The organism is Crenobacter luteus (assembly GCF_004345725.1).
GTDB classification, from domain to species: domain Bacteria; phylum Pseudomonadota; class Gammaproteobacteria; order Burkholderiales; family Chromobacteriaceae; genus Crenobacter; species Crenobacter luteus.
Genome location: NZ_SLXG01000007.1, coordinates 54624 through 69600, shown reverse-complemented (window position 1 = coordinate 69600; position 14977 = coordinate 54624). Strand labels below are relative to the sequence as shown.

Here is a 14977-nt window from a genome sequence, read left to right as displayed (position 1 = left end):
GCCGATTTCGTTCGTTTCAGCCGCGCAGCGCGACGTTCAGGATCGCGAGCGCCTCGTCGAGCACCGCGTCCTCGATGGTCAGCGGGCACAGGAAGCGGATCACGCTGCCGTAGCTGCCGCAGGTCAGGAGGATCAGCCCGGCGTCGAGCGCGCGCGCCTTGACCGCGTTGGCGATCTCGGCCGACGGCTGGCCGTCCGGGCCGAAGAACTCGACCGCGACCATCGCGCCCAGGCCGCGCACCTCGGCGATCGCCGGCACGTCGGCGCGCGCCGCCTCGAGCGTCGCGCGGATTTTGGCACCGATGAGGTCGGCGCGCTCGCACAGCCGCTCGTCGTCGATCACGTCGAGCACCGCCAGCGCGGCGGCGACGCCGATCGGGCTGCCGCCGTAGGTGCCGCCGAGCCCGCCCGGGGCCGCGGCGTCCATCAGCTCGGCGCGGCCGGTGACGCCGGCGAGCGGGAAGCCCCCGGCCAGCGACTTGGCCATGGTGATCAGATCGGCTTCGACGCCGTAGTGTTCCATCGCGAACAGGCGGCCGGTGCGCGCGAAGCCGGTCTGGATCTCGTCGGCGACCAAGAGGATGCCGTAGTAGTCGGCCAGTTCGCGCAGCCGCTGCATGAATTCCGGCGGGCAGACGGTGAAGCCGCCCTCGCCCTGCACCGGCTCGATGACGAAGGCGGCGACGCGCGCCGGGTCGACGTCGGCCTTGAACAGCCGCTCGACGCCGGCGAGCGCGTCGTCGACGCCGACGCCGTACAGCGCGTTAGGGTACGGCGCGTGGAAGATCTCGCCGGGAAACGGCCCGAAGCCGAGCTTGTACGGCGCGACCTTGCCGGTCAGCGCCATGCCCATCATCGTGCGGCCGTGGAAGCCGCCGGTAAAGGCGATCACCGCCGAGCGACCGGTAGCGGCGCGCGCGATCTTGACCGCGTTCTCGACCGCCTCGGCGCCGGTGGTGACGAACATCGTCTTGTTGACGCCGGCGATCGGCACGCGCTGGTTCAGTTTCTCGGCCAGCTCGACGTAGCCGGTATACGGCATCACCTGGTAGCAGGTGTGCGAGAACGCGTTCAACTGCGCGGCGACCGCCGCCTTCACCTTCGGGTGCAGGTGGCCGGTGTTCAGCACCGCGATGCCGGCGGCGAAGTCGATGTAGCGCCGGCCGTCGAGGTCCCAGACCTCGGCGTTCTGCGCGCGCGCGGCGAAGATCTGCGTCGTGAGGCCGACGCCGCGCGGCGTCGCGTGCCGGCGGCGTTCGTTCCATTGCTGCTGGATGCTCATGCTGTCCTCCTTCGCGTCCCACTCGGGACGGCTCGGCCAACGTTGGCCGAGGCCGGTCGATGGGCCAAGAACCTGCTCTAAAGGTAGTCGCGCAGCCGGTAGTAGCTGGTCGCCATCAACAGCGCCGGCGTCCGCAGCAGCGCGCCGCCGGGAAAGCTGCGGTGCGACAGCCGCGCGAACAGATCGAAGCGCTCGGGCTCGCCGTCTATCGCCTCGGCCATCAGCCGGCCCGCGAGCCCGGTCAGCGCGACGCCGTGGCCGGAGAAGCCCTGCGCGAAGAAGACGTTCGGCTGCACGCGGCCGAAGTGCGGCGCGCGGTTCATCGTGATGTCGACGAAGCCGCCCCAGTCGTACTCGACCTTCGCGTCGGCAAGACCCGGGAAGACCTTCAGCATGCTGCGCCGCATCGCGTCCCTGAGGCCGACCGGCGTCATGCCGGTGTAGCTGACGCGGCCGCCGAACAACAGCCGCGTGTCGCGCGAGAAGCGGAAGTAGTCGAGCACGAAGTTGGCGTCGCACACCGCGAGGTTCTTCGGGATCAGCGCGCGCGCCCTCGCCTCGCCCAGGGGCTCGGTCGCGATGAGGTAGGTGCCGACCGGCATGATCTTCTTGTCGAGCTCGGGCACCAGCTGGCCCAGATAGGTGTTGCCGGCCAGCACCACCGACTCGGCGCGCACCTCGAGCTTGCCGACCGCGACGCGCACCGTCGCGCCCGGCACGATCCCGCTGACCGCGCTGTGCTCGAAGATGCGCACGCCGGCCGCCTCGGCGGCGCGCGCCAGCCCCTGCGCGTACTTCAGCGGGTGCAGGTGCCCCGCGTCGGGCTCGAACAGGCCGCCGACGTAGCGCTCGGACGCCACCATCTCGGGCAGGCGGTCGCGGCCGACCAGCTCGAAGCGGTCGTAGCCGTAGTGGCGCGCGGCGTCCTCCTGCCAGGCGGCCTGCTCGCGCAGCTGGCGCTCCTTGAGCGCGGCGTGGAAATAGCCCCACACCAGCTCGGCGTCGATGTCGTACTTTGCGCAACGTTGGCCGACCAGCTCGACCGCCTCGCGCGTCATGTTCCAGATCTCGCGCGCGGCGTCCTGGCCGAGCTCGTCGCGCACGAGATTCATGCCGCAGGCGAGGTCGGACAAGACCTGGCCGCCGTTGCGCCCGGACGCGCCCCAGCCGACGCGCGCGCCCTCGAGCACGACGACGCGGTAGCCGCGCTCGGCCAGCTCCAGCGCCGCCGACAGCCCGGTATAGCCGGCGCCGACGACGCACACGTCGGCCGTCAGCGACTCGCCCAGCCGCGGTCGCGGCGTGAACGACCCGGCGCTGGCGGCGTACCACGACTCGACATGCTCCCGACCGGCAAACTGCAAGGACCCGAACATAAACCCTCCTGAAGCGTTGCGAAAAAAGCCCGCGCCGGCCAGGGCGGCGCGGGCGCCCTGCCCTCAAGCCGCGGCCGCCGCCAGCCGCGCGCGGCGGCGCTCGGCGCGGACCATGATGCGGTTGGCCGAGACCACCAGCACCGCGACCGCCAGCACGGTGATCGTCGCCAGCGCGTTGATCTCCGGGTTCAGGCCCAGACGCACGCGCGAGAAGATCAGCTGCGGCAGCGTGGTCGAGCCGGGGCCCGACAGGAAGGCGGTGATCACCAGATCGTCGAGCGACAGCGTGAAGGCCAGCAAAAAGCCCGACGCGATCGCCGGCGCGATGATCGGCAGCGTGATCAGGAAGAAGATCTTCAAGGGCCGCGCGCCGAGGTCCATCGCCGCCTCCTCGACCGAGCGGTCCATCTCGACCAGCCGCGCACGGATCACCACCGTCACGTAGGCCATGCACAGCGTCACGTGGCCGACCCAGATCGTCAGCACGCCGCGCTCGGCCGGGTGGCCGAACCACTGCTGCATCTGCACGAACAACAGCAGCATCGACAGGCCGGTGATCACCTCGGGCATCACCATCGGCGCGGTGATCATGCCGGCGAACAGGCTCTTGCCGCGGAACGGGCCGAAGCGCGCCAGCACCAGGCCGGCGATGGTGCCGAGCACCACGCTCATCGTGCTGGCCAGAAAGGCGATCTTCAGGCTCAGCCACAGCGAGGAGAGCACCGCCTCGTCGCGGAACAGCTCGCCGTACCAGTGCGTCGAGAAGCCGGCCCACACCGTCACCAGCTTGGACGCGTTGAACGAGTAGACGACGAGCACCACGATGGGCAGGTAGAGGAAGGCGAAGCCGGCGCCCAGCGACAGCTTGCCGAACACGCTGAGATTGTTGGCGTTGTTCATGCTTGTCTCCTAGCGCCGGGCCGCGCGGGCCAGTGCCTTCTCTTCGCGCTTGTGCAGATAGACGATGGGCAGGATCAACAGCGCGAGCATCACGATGGTCACCGACGCCGCCATCGGCCAGTTGTTGTTGTCGAAGAATTCCATCCACAACACCTTGCCTATCATCAGCGACTCGGGCGTGCCGACCAGTTCCGGGATCACGAACTCGCCGACCGCCGGGATGAACACCAGCATGGAGCCGGCGACGACGCCGTTCTTCGACAGGGGCAGCGTGACGGTCAGGAAGGTCTTCCACGGCCGGCAGCCGAGGTCGGCGGCGGCCTCCAGCAAGCGCCCGTCGAGCTTCACCAGGTTGGAGAACAGCGGCAGGATCATGAACGGCAGGTAGGCGTACACCATCACGATCTGCACCGACAGCTGGGTGTGCATCAGCTGCAGCGGCGCGTCGACCAGCCCGAGCGCCAGGAGCGCCTGGTTGACGAGGCCGTTGCTGTCGAGGATGCCCATCCACGCGTAGACGCGCACGAGGAAGGAGGTCCAGAACGGCAGCATCACCAGCATCAACAGCGTGTTGCGCCTGGCCTCCGGCGCGCGCGCGATGGTGTAGGCGATCGGGTAGCCGATCAGTAGGCAGATCGCCGTCGTCACCGCCGCCGTCTCCAGCGAACCGAGGTAGGCGTCGAAGTACAGCGGGTCGCCGAAGATGTACGTGTAGTTGCCGAGGTTCAGCGCGATGTTCAGCACGTCCTCGCTCCGTTCGACCAGCGCGCGGTACGGCGGGCTGGCGATCTCGACCTCGGAGAAGCTGATCTGCAGCACGAACAGGAAGGGCACCAGGAAGAACAGCAGCAGCCAGCCGTAGGGGATCGCCGTCACCAGCGTCCGACCGCGCGGCGCCAGCCGCTGCCACCAGGCGGCCCGGCGCGCGGCGCGCCCGGCCGGATCGCGGGAATCCCGCAGCGAGAGAAGTCGGCTCATCATTGCGTCAGCACCACAGCGTCGTTGTCAGCCCAGCTGACGAACACCGGCTCGTCCCAGGTCGGAGCCGCCTCTTCGCGCCAGCGCGTCGCCGGCACGCTGGCCTTGACCACCTTGCCGGTGGGCAGGCGCACGTGGAAGATCGAGAAGCCGCCGAGGTAGGCGATGTCGTGCACCGTGCCGGCCGCCCAGTTGCCGTCGCCGACCGGCTGCTGGCGCGACACGCCGACGCGCTCGGGACGCAGCGACAGCCACACCGGCATGCCGAGCGTGCCGGTGATGCCGTGGCCGATGTGCACCGGGCGCGGCAGCTCGGCCGACTGGATGCGCACGTAGTCGGGCTCGTCCTCGACGACGTGGCCGCCGAACAGATTGGTCTCGCCGATGAACTCGGCGGTGAAGCGGCAGTTCGGCCGCTCGTAGATCTCGCCGGGGCTGGCGACCTGCAAGAGCTGGCCGTCGGACATGATGCCGATGCGGCCGGCCATGGTCATCGCCTCCTCCTGGTCGTGGGTGACCATGATGCAGGTCACGCCGACCTGCTCGATCATGTTCACCAGCTCCAGCTGCGTCTGCTGGCGCAACTTCTTGTCCAGGGCGCCCAAGGGCTCGTCGAGCAGCAAGAGCTTGGGGCGCTTGGCGAGCGAGCGCGCGAGCGCGACGCGCTGCTGCTGGCCGCCGGAGAGCTGGAAGGGCTTGCGGCTCGCGTACTTCTTCATCTGCACCAGCTCGAGCATGCGCTCGACGCGCTCGGCGATCTCGCCGCGCGGCAGGCCGTCCTGCTTGAGGCCGAAGGCGATGTTCTGCGCGACGCTCATGTGCGGGAACAGCGCGTAGCTCTGGAACATCATGTTGATCGGGCGCTCGTAGGGCGCGAGGTGGGTGATGTCCTCGCCGTCGAGGATGATGCGGCCCGAGCTCGGCGTCTCCATGCCGGCGAGCATGCGCAGCAAGGTCGACTTGCCGCAGCCCGAGCTGCCCAGCAGCGCGAAGATCTCGTTCCTGGCGATGTTCAGATTGATGTGGTCGACCACGGTGTTGTCGCCGAACTTCTTCACGACGTCGACGATCTGCAGGTAGGGCTTGGCGCCTGCGGCCGCCCCGGCGGCCTGGTTCACGGACGATTCAAGCATGTTCACGATTCTTTCCCTCCGAGTTGGCCGCCCGTCGCGCGGGCGGCCGCGTCTTCAGCTCACTTGCGGGTTTTCACTTCGGTCCACAGACGCGTCTGCAGGCGCTGGGTCTTGGCGTCCAGCGGCAGCTGCACGAAGCTCTTTTGCTGGATCTCGGCCGTCGGGTAGATCGACGCGTCGGCCAGCAGCTTGGCGTCGAGCCGGGCCCGTGCGGCGCGGTTAGGCGTCGCGTAGCTGACCGCGCGCGCGTTCGCCGCCGCGACCTCGGGGCGCATCACGTAGTCGATGAAGGCGTAGGCGTTGTCGACGTTCTGGGCGTCCTTCGGGATCGCCATGCTGTCCATCCACAGCATCACGCCGGCCTTGGGCGCCAGCACCTTCAGTTGCTGGCCGTTCCTGGCTTCCTCGGCGCGGCGACGGGCGATGTTCAGGTCGCCGCCGTAACCGAGCACGACGCACAGCGAACCGTTGGCGAATTCGTTGATGTAGCCGGACGACGAGAAGCGCGTGATGTAAGGGCGCACCTGCTTGAACAGCTCGGCGGCGGCGCGCCAGTCGGCGTCGGCGTTGCTGTTGGGGTTGCGGCCCAGGTAGTGCGCGGCCATCGGCAAGGCCTCGGCCGGGCTGTCGAGCACCGACACGCCGCAGGACTTGAGCCTCGCCGCGTACTCGGGCTTGAACAGCAGGTCCCACTCGTTGGCCGGCATCGGCAGGCTGCCCAGCGCCGCCTTGACCTTGCCGACGTTGATCGCCAGCGTGTTGATGCCGTAGAAGTACGGCACCGAGTAGGCGTTGCCCGGGTCGAACTTGGCCGCCTGCGCCATCACCGCCGCGTCGAGGTGCTTGTAGTTGGCGATCTTGCTCTTGTCGATCGGCTGGTAGATCCCGGCCTTGATCTGCTTGGCGAGGAAGGCGTTGGTCGGCACCACGATGTCGTAGCCCGAGCGGCCGGTCAGGATCTTGGCCTGCAGCACCTCGTTCGAGTCGTAGACGTCGTAGCGGACCTTGATGCCGGTTTCCTTCTCGAAGTTCTTCACCGTTTCCGGCGCGATGTAGTCCGACCAGTTGTAGACGTTGAGCACCTTGCCGGCGGCGAGCGCCGGGCCGGCCGACGCGGCGAGGACGGAAGCGGCGATGACGGTGAACATGCGCTGGCGCATGGGTTTCTCCTCTATAGGCTCGATGGGCGAAGCGAAGGAGCGGGCCGCCTGTAGTCGGTGGCATGGCGGCGGCCCGTCCGAGGGGGACGCTTACAGTCGGCCGAGCTCGCGCGCGAACTGGTCGATGCACTTCTTGGCGAGGCCGACGAACTCCTCGGCCTCGGCGCGCGTCATCGTCAAGGGCGGCGCCGAGATCATGCTGTCGCCGGTCGCGCGCATCACCAGGTTGTTGGCGAAGCAGATGTCGCGGCAGCGCAGCGCCAGCTCGCCGCCATTGGCGAAGCGCTTGCGGCTGGCCTTGTCGTCGACCAGCGTCACCGCGAAGAAGAAGCCGAGCGCGCGCACGTCGTCGACCAGCGGGTGGTCGTCGAAGGCCTCGTGCCACAGCTGATGCGCGTACGGCATCACCTCGTCGCGCATCGTCTCGATGATGCGCTCGCGCTTGAGGATGCGGATGTTCTCGGCGGCGACCGCGCAGGCGACCGGGTGGCCCGAATACGTGAAGCCGTGGTTGAAGTCGCCCGACTCGGCGATCACCTTGGCGACCTGGTCGTGCACCAGCACGCCGCCGATCGGCATGTAGCCCGACGACAGGCCCTTGGCGATCGTCATCAGCTGCGGGCGGATGCCGAAGTGCTGGCTGCCGAACCACGAGCCGGTGCGGCCGAAGCCGCAGATCACCTCGTCGGCGACCAGCAGGATGCCGTACTGGTCGCAGATGCGCTGGATCTCCGGCCAGTACGTCGACGGCGGGATGATGATGCCGCCGGCGCCCTGCACCGGCTCGCCGATGAAGGCGGCGACGTTCTCCACCCCCAGTTCCAGAATCTTCTTCTCCAGCTCGCGCGCCGCCTTGATGCCGTATTCCTCGGGCGAGAGCTCGCCGCCGTTGGCGTACCAGTACGGCTGCTCGATGTGCACGACGCCGGGGATGGGCAGGTCGCCCTGCTCGTGCATATAGCCCATGCCGCCGAGGCTGGCGCCGCCGATGGTCGAGCCATGGTAACCGTTGACGCGCGAGATGATGGTCTTCTTCGCAGGTTGGCCGAGGCTCGCCCAGTAGTGGCGCACCATGCGGATCACCGTGTCGTTCCCCTCCGAGCCCGAGTTGGTATAGAAGACGTGGTTGAAGCCCTCCGGCGCGACCTCGGCCAACAGCGCCGACAGCTCGACCACCGGCGGGTGGGTGGTCTTGAAGAAGGTGTTGTAGAACGGCAGCTCGAGCATCTGCCGGTAGGCGACCTCGGCCAGCTCCTTGCGGCCGTAGCCGACGTTGACGCACCACAGGCCGCTCATCGCGTCGAACAGCTTGTTGCCGTCCGAATCCCACAGGTAGACGCCTTCGGCGTGCGTGATCACGCGGCTGCCCTGCTTGTTCAGCGACGCGGCGTCGGAGAAGGGGTGGAAGTGGTGGGCGGCGTCGAGCGCCTGCCACTCGCGGGTGCTGCGCTGGCCGGCCTGGCTGTCGTGGGCCGGGCGGACTTCGGCGACGTTCGGGATCAGGGTCATGATTCGGTCCTCTCGACAACTTAGACGTGCAGCAGCAGGAACTTGCGTTCCCACGGGCTGATCACGCGCGCGTATTCGATGTATTCGGCTTCCTTGACGGCGCAGAAGGCCTTGACGAAGCCCTCGCCGAGCACCTCGGCGACCGGACGGCAGGCGGCCAGCGCGTCGATCGCGTCGTCGAGCGAACGCGGGAAGGCGAACGGCAGGCCGTAGGCGTCGTCGGCCAGCGGCTCGGTCGGCTTGAGCTTTTCGACGATGCCGAGCCAGGCGCAGGCCAGCGTCGCCGCCAGCGCGATGTAGGGGTTGCAGTCGACGCCGGGCAGGCGGTTCTCGATGCGGCGCGCGCCCGGGCCCGAGTGCGGCACGCGGATGCCGCAGGTGCGGTTGTCGTAGCCCCACTGCACGTTGATCGGCGCGGCGGTGTGGCGCACCAGGCGGCGGTAGCTGTTGACGAAGGGCGCGAACAGCGCGATCGCCTGCGGGAAATACTTCTGCATGCCGCCGATGCTGTGGAAAAACACCTCGCTCGGGCTGCCGTCGGCGTTCGAGAACACGTTCTGGCCGGTCGCCTTGTCCTTGACGCTCATGTGGATGTGCATCGCGCTGCCCGGCTCGTTCTCCATCGGCTTGGCCATGAAGGTCGCGTACATGTTGTGGCGGATCGCCGCCTCGCGCACGGTGCGCTTGAACAGGAACACCTGGTCGGCCAACTCGAGCGGGTTACCGTGCAGGAAGTTGATCTCCATCTGGCAGGCGCCGACCTCGTGGATCAGCGTGTCGATCGCCAGGTTCTGCGCGTCGCAGAAGTCGTAGATTTCCTCGAACAGGTCGTCGTACTCGTTGACCGCGTCGATCGAGTAGGCCTTGCGGCCGGTCTCGGGGCGGCCGGTGCGGCCGATCGGCGGCGTGAGCGGCAGGTCCGGGTCGCGGTTGACGTCGACGATGTAGAACTCCATCTCGGGCGCGACCACCGGCTCCCAGCCCATGTCCTCGTACAGCTTCAGCACGCGGCGCAGGATGTGGCGCGGCGACTGCTCGACCGGCGAGCCGTCGAAGTGGTAGCAGTCGTGGATCACCTGCGCGACCGGATCCTTGGCCCACGGCACCAGGCGGATGGTGCTCGGGTCCGGGATCAGCACCATGTCCGGGTCGGTCGACTCGGTGATGCCTTCGGCGTACTCGCCGGTCACGGTCTGCACCAGCACCACCTCGGGCAGGCGCATGCCCTCCTCTTCGCTGAACTTTTCCTTCGGCACGATCTTGCCGCGCGCGATGCCGGTGAAATCGGGAATCACGCACTCCACTTCGGTAATCCGGTGTTCTCGCAGCCATTCGCTCAACACGCTCATGGTTGCCTCCTTGTCGACGGTTGTTTCAGTTGCGGGATGGTTGCGGCCGGCCTCGGTCAGGCGCGCGCCGCCTGGCGTTCGGCGCACGCGGCGCCGAAGGCCTTGAAAATCGCCAGCGACAGCGGGTCGTCGCGGAACTGCCACTCCGGGTGCCACTGCACGGCGAGCGCGAAGGCGCGCGCGTCGCGGACGCGGAAGGCTTCGACGAGACCGTCCGGCGCGTGCGCCTCGGCTTCCAGCGCCGACGCCAGCCGCTCGACGCCCTGGCCGTGCAGCGAGTTGACCTGCGCCCGGAGCCCGCCGGCCAGCCGCTCGAGCACGCCGCCCGGCACGAACGACACCGGGTGCGCCGGCGCGTACTGCTCGGCCAGCGTCTCGCCCCGGTCGCGGTGGTCGGCGAAACCGTCCACCTCGTGCACCCGGGCGTAGAGGCTGCCGCCGAACGCGACGTTGATCTCCTGAAAGCCGCGGCAGATGCCGAGCACCGGCACGCCGGCGGCGATCGCGGCGCGGATCAGGGGCAGCGTGGTCGCGTCGCGCGCCGGGTCGTTGAAGTCGCCGGCTACGCGCGCCGCGCCGTAGTGGTGCGGTTCGATGTTCGACGGGCTGCCGGTGAACAGCAGGCCGTCGACCAGCGACAGGACCTGTTCGAGCGGCGTCGTCTCGCCGAGCGCCGGCAGCAAGAGCGGCAGGCCGCCGGCGCCTTCGGCGGCGCGGATGTACTTCTCGCCGGCCAGGTGGAAGAACTGGGACTCCTTGAGCCACCAGCGACAGCAGGGTATTCCGATGACGGGTCGTTTCATCGCGATCGCGCCCCCCGCCTTCAGACGGCGGCGCGCCTCCTTTGCAGCGTGTTCAAGACAAAAAAACGGCGCCCCGAAAGAGGCGCCGTGAAAAGCACAACGACGAAGGCCGCCGCCAGCGCGCGGCGGGCGCGAAGCCCCTGCCCCTTGCGCTCGCCCGGCAAGAGCAGCCCGCAAGCGGCCGGCGCCGCGAAGGCGGCGGGCGGGGCGAGTCGGTGGCTGGGGCGGGCTGGCATTCGGCGTCTGTCCTTTGTGGCGCTCTGTTCCGCCGGTCGGAACGTTGTTTCGAGCGTGAATCCAGTCTAAGCTCGTTAAAAATAATTGACAAGCACCGTCAAAAAAATTTTACTGGTTCACGCCAACCGAATCGCCGATGCCCCAAGTTTGTGCTGCGACGCATCAAAATTGTGCATCACAACAAGCGTCAAAGGGTTTGAGATACAATGGTCTTTCGCCGCGACGGCTCAGAACCGTCAAGGATTTTTGAACGCCTTGCGTCAATTATTATCAACATCCGAGGGCAAGATGGACATCGGACCACGACTCAAACTGGTGCGCGAACGCTACAAGCTTTCGCAGCGGGAGCTGGCAAAACGGGCCGGCGTGACCAACGCCACGATTTCGCTGATCGAACAGAACCGGGTCAGCCCGTCGGTCAGCTCACTGAAGAAGCTGCTCGAAGGCATCCCGATGTCGCTGGCCGACTTCTTCACCTTCGACGAGCCGCCGCGTGAAAACCGCTACGTGTTCCGCCCCGGCGAACAGCCCGACCTCGGCAACAGCGGCCTGCGCCTGCTGCTGATCGGCGCGACGGTGCCGGGGCGGCAGATGCGCATGCTGCGCGAGCTGTACGCGCCGGGCGCCGACACCGGCCCCGAACCGATCACCCACCCCGAGGGCGAGGAGTGCGGCATCGTGGTGCGCGGCCGGATCGAGCTGACGATAGACGGGCAAGTCAACGTGCTGAACACCGGCGACGGCTACTACTTCCCGAGCACGCTGCCGCACCGCTTCCGGAACATCGGCCCGGACGAGGCCGAAATCATCAGCGCCAACACGCCGGCCAACTTCTGAGCCGCACCGGCGGTCGGCGCGCTACCTAGGAGAATGAGATGTCCCGCCTCACCCACGCAGAGTGGCAAGCGCTGGCCGCGCGCCAGACCTTCGAAGGCCGCGCCTTCATCGCCGGCGAGTACGTCGCCGCCGCCAGCGGCAAGACCTTCACCACCGTCAACCCGGCCAACCGGCAAACGTTGGCCGAGGTCGCCGACTGCGGCGAGGCCGACGTGAACCGCGCGGTGGCCGCCGCGCGCGCCGCCTTCGACGACGGCCGCTGGGCCAACCTCGCGCCGGTGCGGCGCAAGGCGGTGCTGCTCCGCTTCGCCGCGCTGCTCCGCGAGCACGCGCACGAGCTGGCGCTGCTGGAGACGCTCGACATGGGCAAGCCGGTGTCCGACTCGCTGAACGTCGACGTCGCCGGCGCCGCCTACTGCGTGCAGTGGTTCGCCGAGGCGATCGACAAGGTCGGCGGCGAGGTGCCGCCCCTGGCGCCGAACCTGCACGGCACCGTCACGCGCGAGCCGGTCGGCGTCGTCGCCGCGGTGGTGCCGTGGAACTTCCCGCTGTTGATGGCGAGCTGGAAGTTCGCGCCGGCGCTGGCGGCCGGCAACTCGCTGATCCTCAAACCGTCGGAAAAATCGCCGCTGACCGCGATCCGCGTCGCCGCGCTGGCGCAACAGGCCGGCATCCCCGACGGCGTGTTCAACGTGCTGCCCGGCGCCGGCGAGACCGGCCGCCTGCTGGCGCTGCACATGGACGTCGACTGCCTCGCCTTCACCGGCTCGACCGCGGTCGGCAAGAAGATCATGGCGTGCGCGGCCGAATCGAACCTGAAGCGCGTGTGGCTGGAATTGGGCGGCAAGTCGCCGAACATCGTGCTCGACGACTGCCCCGACGTCGCCGAGGCGGCGCGCGCCGCCGCCGGCGGCATCTTCTTCAACCAGGGCGAGATGTGCTCGGCCGGCTCGCGCGTGCTGGTGCAGCGCGGCATCTACGACGCCTTCATGGCCGAGCTCAAGCGCGCCGCCGAAGGCTACCGCCCGGGCGACCCGCTGAACCCGGCGAGCCGCATGGGCGCGATCGTCGACGAGCTGCAGTACCGCCGCGTGCTCGACTACATCGCGGTGGGCAAACAGGAAGCGACGCTGGCCTTCGGCGGCGACGCGCTGCACACCGACACCGGCTACTACATCGCGCCGACCGCGTTCGAGACCACGCCCGACGCGCGCATCGCGCGCGAGGAGATCTTCGGCCCGGTGTGCGCGGTGATTCCGTTCGACAGCGAGGACGAGGCGATCGCGATCGCCAACGACAGCGAGTACGGCCTCGCCGCCGCGCTGTGGACGCGCGACGTCAGCCGCGCGCACCGCCTCGCGCGCCGCTTGCGCGCCGGCACGGTGTGGATCAACTGCTACGACGAGGGCGGCGACCAGAACCTGCCGTTCGGCGGCTACAAACAGTCCGGCAACGGCCGCGACAAGTCGCTGCACGCGCTGGAGAAGTACACCGAGCTGAAGTCGACGCTGCTGAAGCTGTATGCCTGATTTGTCACGAGCGCGTGCTTTCGGGCCACCTGACGGTGGCCCGTTTTTTTGCGTGTGCGGCGCGCGAAGGTTGGCCGAGCCCTCTGGCATCCCGCGCCCCGGCCAACAAAAAAGCCCGCCAATTGGCGGGCTTTTTCACTGTCGACTCGCGACGGACGCTTACTTCTCGACGAAGGCGCGCTCGATCACGTAGTCGCCCGGCTCGCCGATGCGCGGCGAGACCTTGAAGCCGAGCTCGTCGAGGATCTTGCAAGTGTCGTCCAGCATCGCCGGGCTGCCGCACAGCATCGCGCGGTCGGTTTCCGGGTTCATCTGCGGCAGGCCGATATCGGCGGCCAGCTTGCCGTTGACGATCAGGTCGGTCAGACGGCCCTGGTTGCGGAAGGGCTCGCGCGTCACCGTCGGGTAGTAGATCAGCTTCTCGCGCACCGCTTCGCCGAAGAACTCGTTGTTCGGCAGCTCGTTGGTGATGAAGTCGGCGTAGGCCAGTTCGCTGGTCCAGCGCACGCCGTGGATCAGCACAACCTTGTCGAAGCGCTCGTAGGTTTCCGGATCCTGGATCACGCTCATGAACGGCGCGAGACCGGTGCCGGTCGACAGCAGGTACAGGTGCTTACCCGGGTTCAGGTCGTGCAGCACCAGCGTGCCGGTCGGCTTGCGGCTGATCATGATCGGATCGCCCGGCTTCAGGTGCTGGAGGCGCGAGGTCAGCGGGCCGTTCTGCACCTTGATGCTGAAGAACTCCAGGTGCTCCTCGTAGTTCGGGCTGGCGACGCTGTAGGCGCGCATCAGCGGCTTGCCGTTCACCTCGAGGCCGATCATCACGAACTGGCCGTTCTCGAAGCGCAGGCCGTCGTTGCGGGTGGTCTTGAAGCTGAACAGCGTGTCGTTCCAGTGGTGGACGCTGAGAACGGTTTCGGTGGAAAGATTGGACATGGCGGAGTCGCTCGCAAGGTTTACCGGTTGGTCGCAATTGTACGCGAGCGGCAACTCATCCGCGAAACAGATTGTTTCGATATTGATTATCGTGAATATCGATAAAACGGCCGGGAATAAGGTCCGGACTCAGCGCGGCGCGGGGCGGGTCTTGCGGAATTCGTCCGGCGACGCGCCGGTGTGGCGGCGGAACATCGCGATGAAGGCCGACGCGCCGCTGTAGCCGAGCTCGAAGGCGATGTGCTCGACCTTGTCGCCGGCCGCCAAGAGCGTCAGCGCACGCACCACACGCAGACGCTGGCGCCATTCGGAAAAGCTCATGCCGAGGTCGCGCCGGCAGCGGCGCTCGAGCGTGCGCGCGGTGCTGTGCACCGTCTCCGCCCAGGCCGACAGCGGCCGCCGGTCGCCCGGCGACGCCATCAGCGCCGACAGCACCGCCGACAAGGCCGGGTCGCCGGAGGTCGGCAGGTAGGAGCCGTGGCGCGGCGCGCGCGCGAGCGCGTCGACCAGCACGCGGAACAGCCGCCTCTGCTCGGCGCTCGCCGGCACCGACAGGCCGCGCGCGCGCAATTCGTCGATCAGGCCGGCGATCAGCGGGCTGACCGTCAGCGCGCACGGCGTCGCGGGCAGCGCGCTGCACAGCGCAGGGGCGAGGTAGAGCGAAGAGAAGCTCGCCGCGTCGCGGTTCTGGCTCAGGTGCTCGACGCCGGGCGGCAGCCAGATGCCGAAGCGCGGCGTCCCGATCAACTGGCCGCTGTCTAGGCCGATCTCGATCACGCCGCTGTAGGAATGGACGAACTGCCCGGCGCGATGGCTGTGCGGCGGGTAGAGGCTGCCAGCGTCGAGCGCGGCGCTCCTGAAGTAGACCGGCACTTCGGGCGGCTCACTCAAGGGCATCAGGTGGGGGAATTCGGCGCTCATGGCAAGTTCGCGCTATCGCTTGTCGCA

At 68.1% G+C, this 14977-nt stretch carries 13 protein-coding genes; 2 read left to right on the top strand and 11 right to left on the bottom strand.

Annotated features, from left to right (window positions below):
- Positions 1–16: 16 nt before the first annotated feature.
- The 9 genes from gabT to EV683_RS06125 all read right to left on the bottom strand — a co-directional run bounded on the left by gabT (position 17) and on the right by EV683_RS06125 (position 10490).
- Positions 17–1282 (bottom strand): 4-aminobutyrate--2-oxoglutarate transaminase, encoded by a 1266-nt coding sequence (gene gabT / locus EV683_RS06165; protein ID WP_131862196.1) that lies wholly within the window; start codon positions 1280–1282, stop codon positions 17–19.
- Between the two features lie 77 nt (positions 1283–1359).
- Positions 1360–2658, bottom strand: coding sequence for an NAD(P)/FAD-dependent oxidoreductase (locus tag EV683_RS06160; protein WP_131862195.1), 1299 nt, complete (start codon positions 2656–2658; stop codon positions 1360–1362).
- Positions 2659–2721: 63 nt separating this feature from the next.
- Positions 2722–3558 (bottom strand): ABC transporter permease subunit, encoded by an 837-nt coding sequence (locus EV683_RS06155; protein ID WP_066610880.1) that lies wholly within the window; start codon positions 3556–3558, stop codon positions 2722–2724.
- 9 nt (positions 3559–3567) lie between these two features.
- Complete coding sequence (locus EV683_RS06150) at positions 3568–4539, bottom strand: ABC transporter permease subunit (RefSeq protein ID WP_131862194.1); 972 nt, start codon at positions 4537–4539, stop codon at positions 3568–3570.
- Positions 4536–5669, bottom strand: a complete 1134-nt coding sequence (locus tag EV683_RS06145; protein ID WP_131862193.1) for an ABC transporter ATP-binding protein — start codon at positions 5667–5669, stop codon at positions 4536–4538. Before EV683_RS06145 ends, EV683_RS06150 begins: the two co-directional genes overlap by 4 nt.
- Positions 5670–5728: 59 nt before the next feature.
- Entirely contained in the window at positions 5729–6829 is a 1101-nt protein-coding gene (locus EV683_RS06140) for a polyamine ABC transporter substrate-binding protein (RefSeq protein WP_131862192.1), read from the bottom strand.
- Between the two features lie 90 nt (positions 6830–6919).
- Entirely contained in the window at positions 6920–8338 is a 1419-nt protein-coding gene (locus EV683_RS06135) for an aspartate aminotransferase family protein (RefSeq protein ID WP_131862191.1), read from the bottom strand.
- A gap of 20 nt (positions 8339–8358) precedes the next feature.
- Positions 8359–9687 (bottom strand): glutamine synthetase family protein, encoded by a 1329-nt coding sequence (locus tag EV683_RS06130; RefSeq protein ID WP_066610889.1) that lies wholly within the window; start codon positions 9685–9687, stop codon positions 8359–8361.
- A gap of 56 nt (positions 9688–9743) precedes the next feature.
- A complete protein-coding gene (locus tag EV683_RS06125) occupies positions 9744–10490 on the bottom strand; it encodes a gamma-glutamyl-gamma-aminobutyrate hydrolase family protein (RefSeq protein WP_131862190.1) in 747 nt (248 codons plus the stop codon).
- A 525-nt stretch (positions 10491–11015) separates the two neighbouring features.
- Here EV683_RS06125 and EV683_RS06120 point away from each other — a divergent pair.
- Positions 11016–11564 (top strand): cupin domain-containing protein, encoded by a 549-nt coding sequence (locus EV683_RS06120; protein ID WP_066610897.1) that lies wholly within the window; start codon positions 11016–11018, stop codon positions 11562–11564.
- Positions 11565–11602: 38 nt separating this feature from the next.
- Positions 11603–13093 (top strand): aldehyde dehydrogenase, encoded by a 1491-nt coding sequence (locus tag EV683_RS06115; RefSeq protein WP_131862189.1) that lies wholly within the window; start codon positions 11603–11605, stop codon positions 13091–13093.
- Positions 13094–13252: 159 nt separating this feature from the next.
- Here EV683_RS06115 and EV683_RS06110 read toward each other — a convergent pair whose 3' ends face one another.
- Both EV683_RS06110 and EV683_RS06105 read right to left on the bottom strand, forming a co-directional pair.
- Positions 13253–14029: a ferredoxin--NADP reductase gene (locus EV683_RS06110; protein WP_066611038.1), complete on the bottom strand. Its 777-nt coding sequence runs from the start codon at positions 14027–14029 to the stop codon at positions 13253–13255.
- A 129-nt stretch (positions 14030–14158) separates the two neighbouring features.
- Positions 14159–14950: an AraC family transcriptional regulator gene (locus tag EV683_RS06105; protein WP_243694729.1), complete on the bottom strand. Its 792-nt coding sequence runs from the start codon at positions 14948–14950 to the stop codon at positions 14159–14161.
- Between the last annotated feature and the right edge of the window lie 27 nt (positions 14951–14977).

Coding starts and splice junctions, on each gene's coding strand:
- gabT (WP_131862196.1), bottom strand. CDS start 1,282: ATGAGCATCCAGCAGCAATGGAACGAACGCCGCCGGCACGCGACGCCG.
- EV683_RS06160 (WP_131862195.1), bottom strand. CDS start 2,658: ATGTTCGGGTCCTTGCAGTTTGCCGGTCGGGAGCATGTCGAGTCGTGG.
- EV683_RS06155 (WP_066610880.1), bottom strand. CDS start 3,558: ATGAACAACGCCAACAATCTCAGCGTGTTCGGCAAGCTGTCGCTGGGC.
- EV683_RS06150 (WP_131862194.1), bottom strand. CDS start 4,539: ATGATGAGCCGACTTCTCTCGCTGCGGGATTCCCGCGATCCGGCCGGG.
- EV683_RS06145 (WP_131862193.1), bottom strand. CDS start 5,669: ATGCTTGAATCGTCCGTGAACCAGGCCGCCGGGGCGGCCGCAGGCGCC.
- EV683_RS06140 (WP_131862192.1), bottom strand. CDS start 6,829: ATGCGCCAGCGCATGTTCACCGTCATCGCCGCTTCCGTCCTCGCCGCG.
- EV683_RS06135 (WP_131862191.1), bottom strand. CDS start 8,338: ATGACCCTGATCCCGAACGTCGCCGAAGTCCGCCCGGCCCACGACAGC.
- EV683_RS06130 (WP_066610889.1), bottom strand. CDS start 9,687: ATGAGCGTGTTGAGCGAATGGCTGCGAGAACACCGGATTACCGAAGTG.
- EV683_RS06125 (WP_131862190.1), bottom strand. CDS start 10,490: ATGAAACGACCCGTCATCGGAATACCCTGCTGTCGCTGGTGGCTCAAG.
- EV683_RS06120 (WP_066610897.1), top strand. CDS start 11,016: ATGGACATCGGACCACGACTCAAACTGGTGCGCGAACGCTACAAGCTT.
- EV683_RS06115 (WP_131862189.1), top strand. CDS start 11,603: ATGTCCCGCCTCACCCACGCAGAGTGGCAAGCGCTGGCCGCGCGCCAG.
- EV683_RS06110 (WP_066611038.1), bottom strand. CDS start 14,029: ATGTCCAATCTTTCCACCGAAACCGTTCTCAGCGTCCACCACTGGAAC.
- EV683_RS06105 (WP_243694729.1), bottom strand. CDS start 14,950: ATGAGCGCCGAATTCCCCCACCTGATGCCCTTGAGTGAGCCGCCCGAA.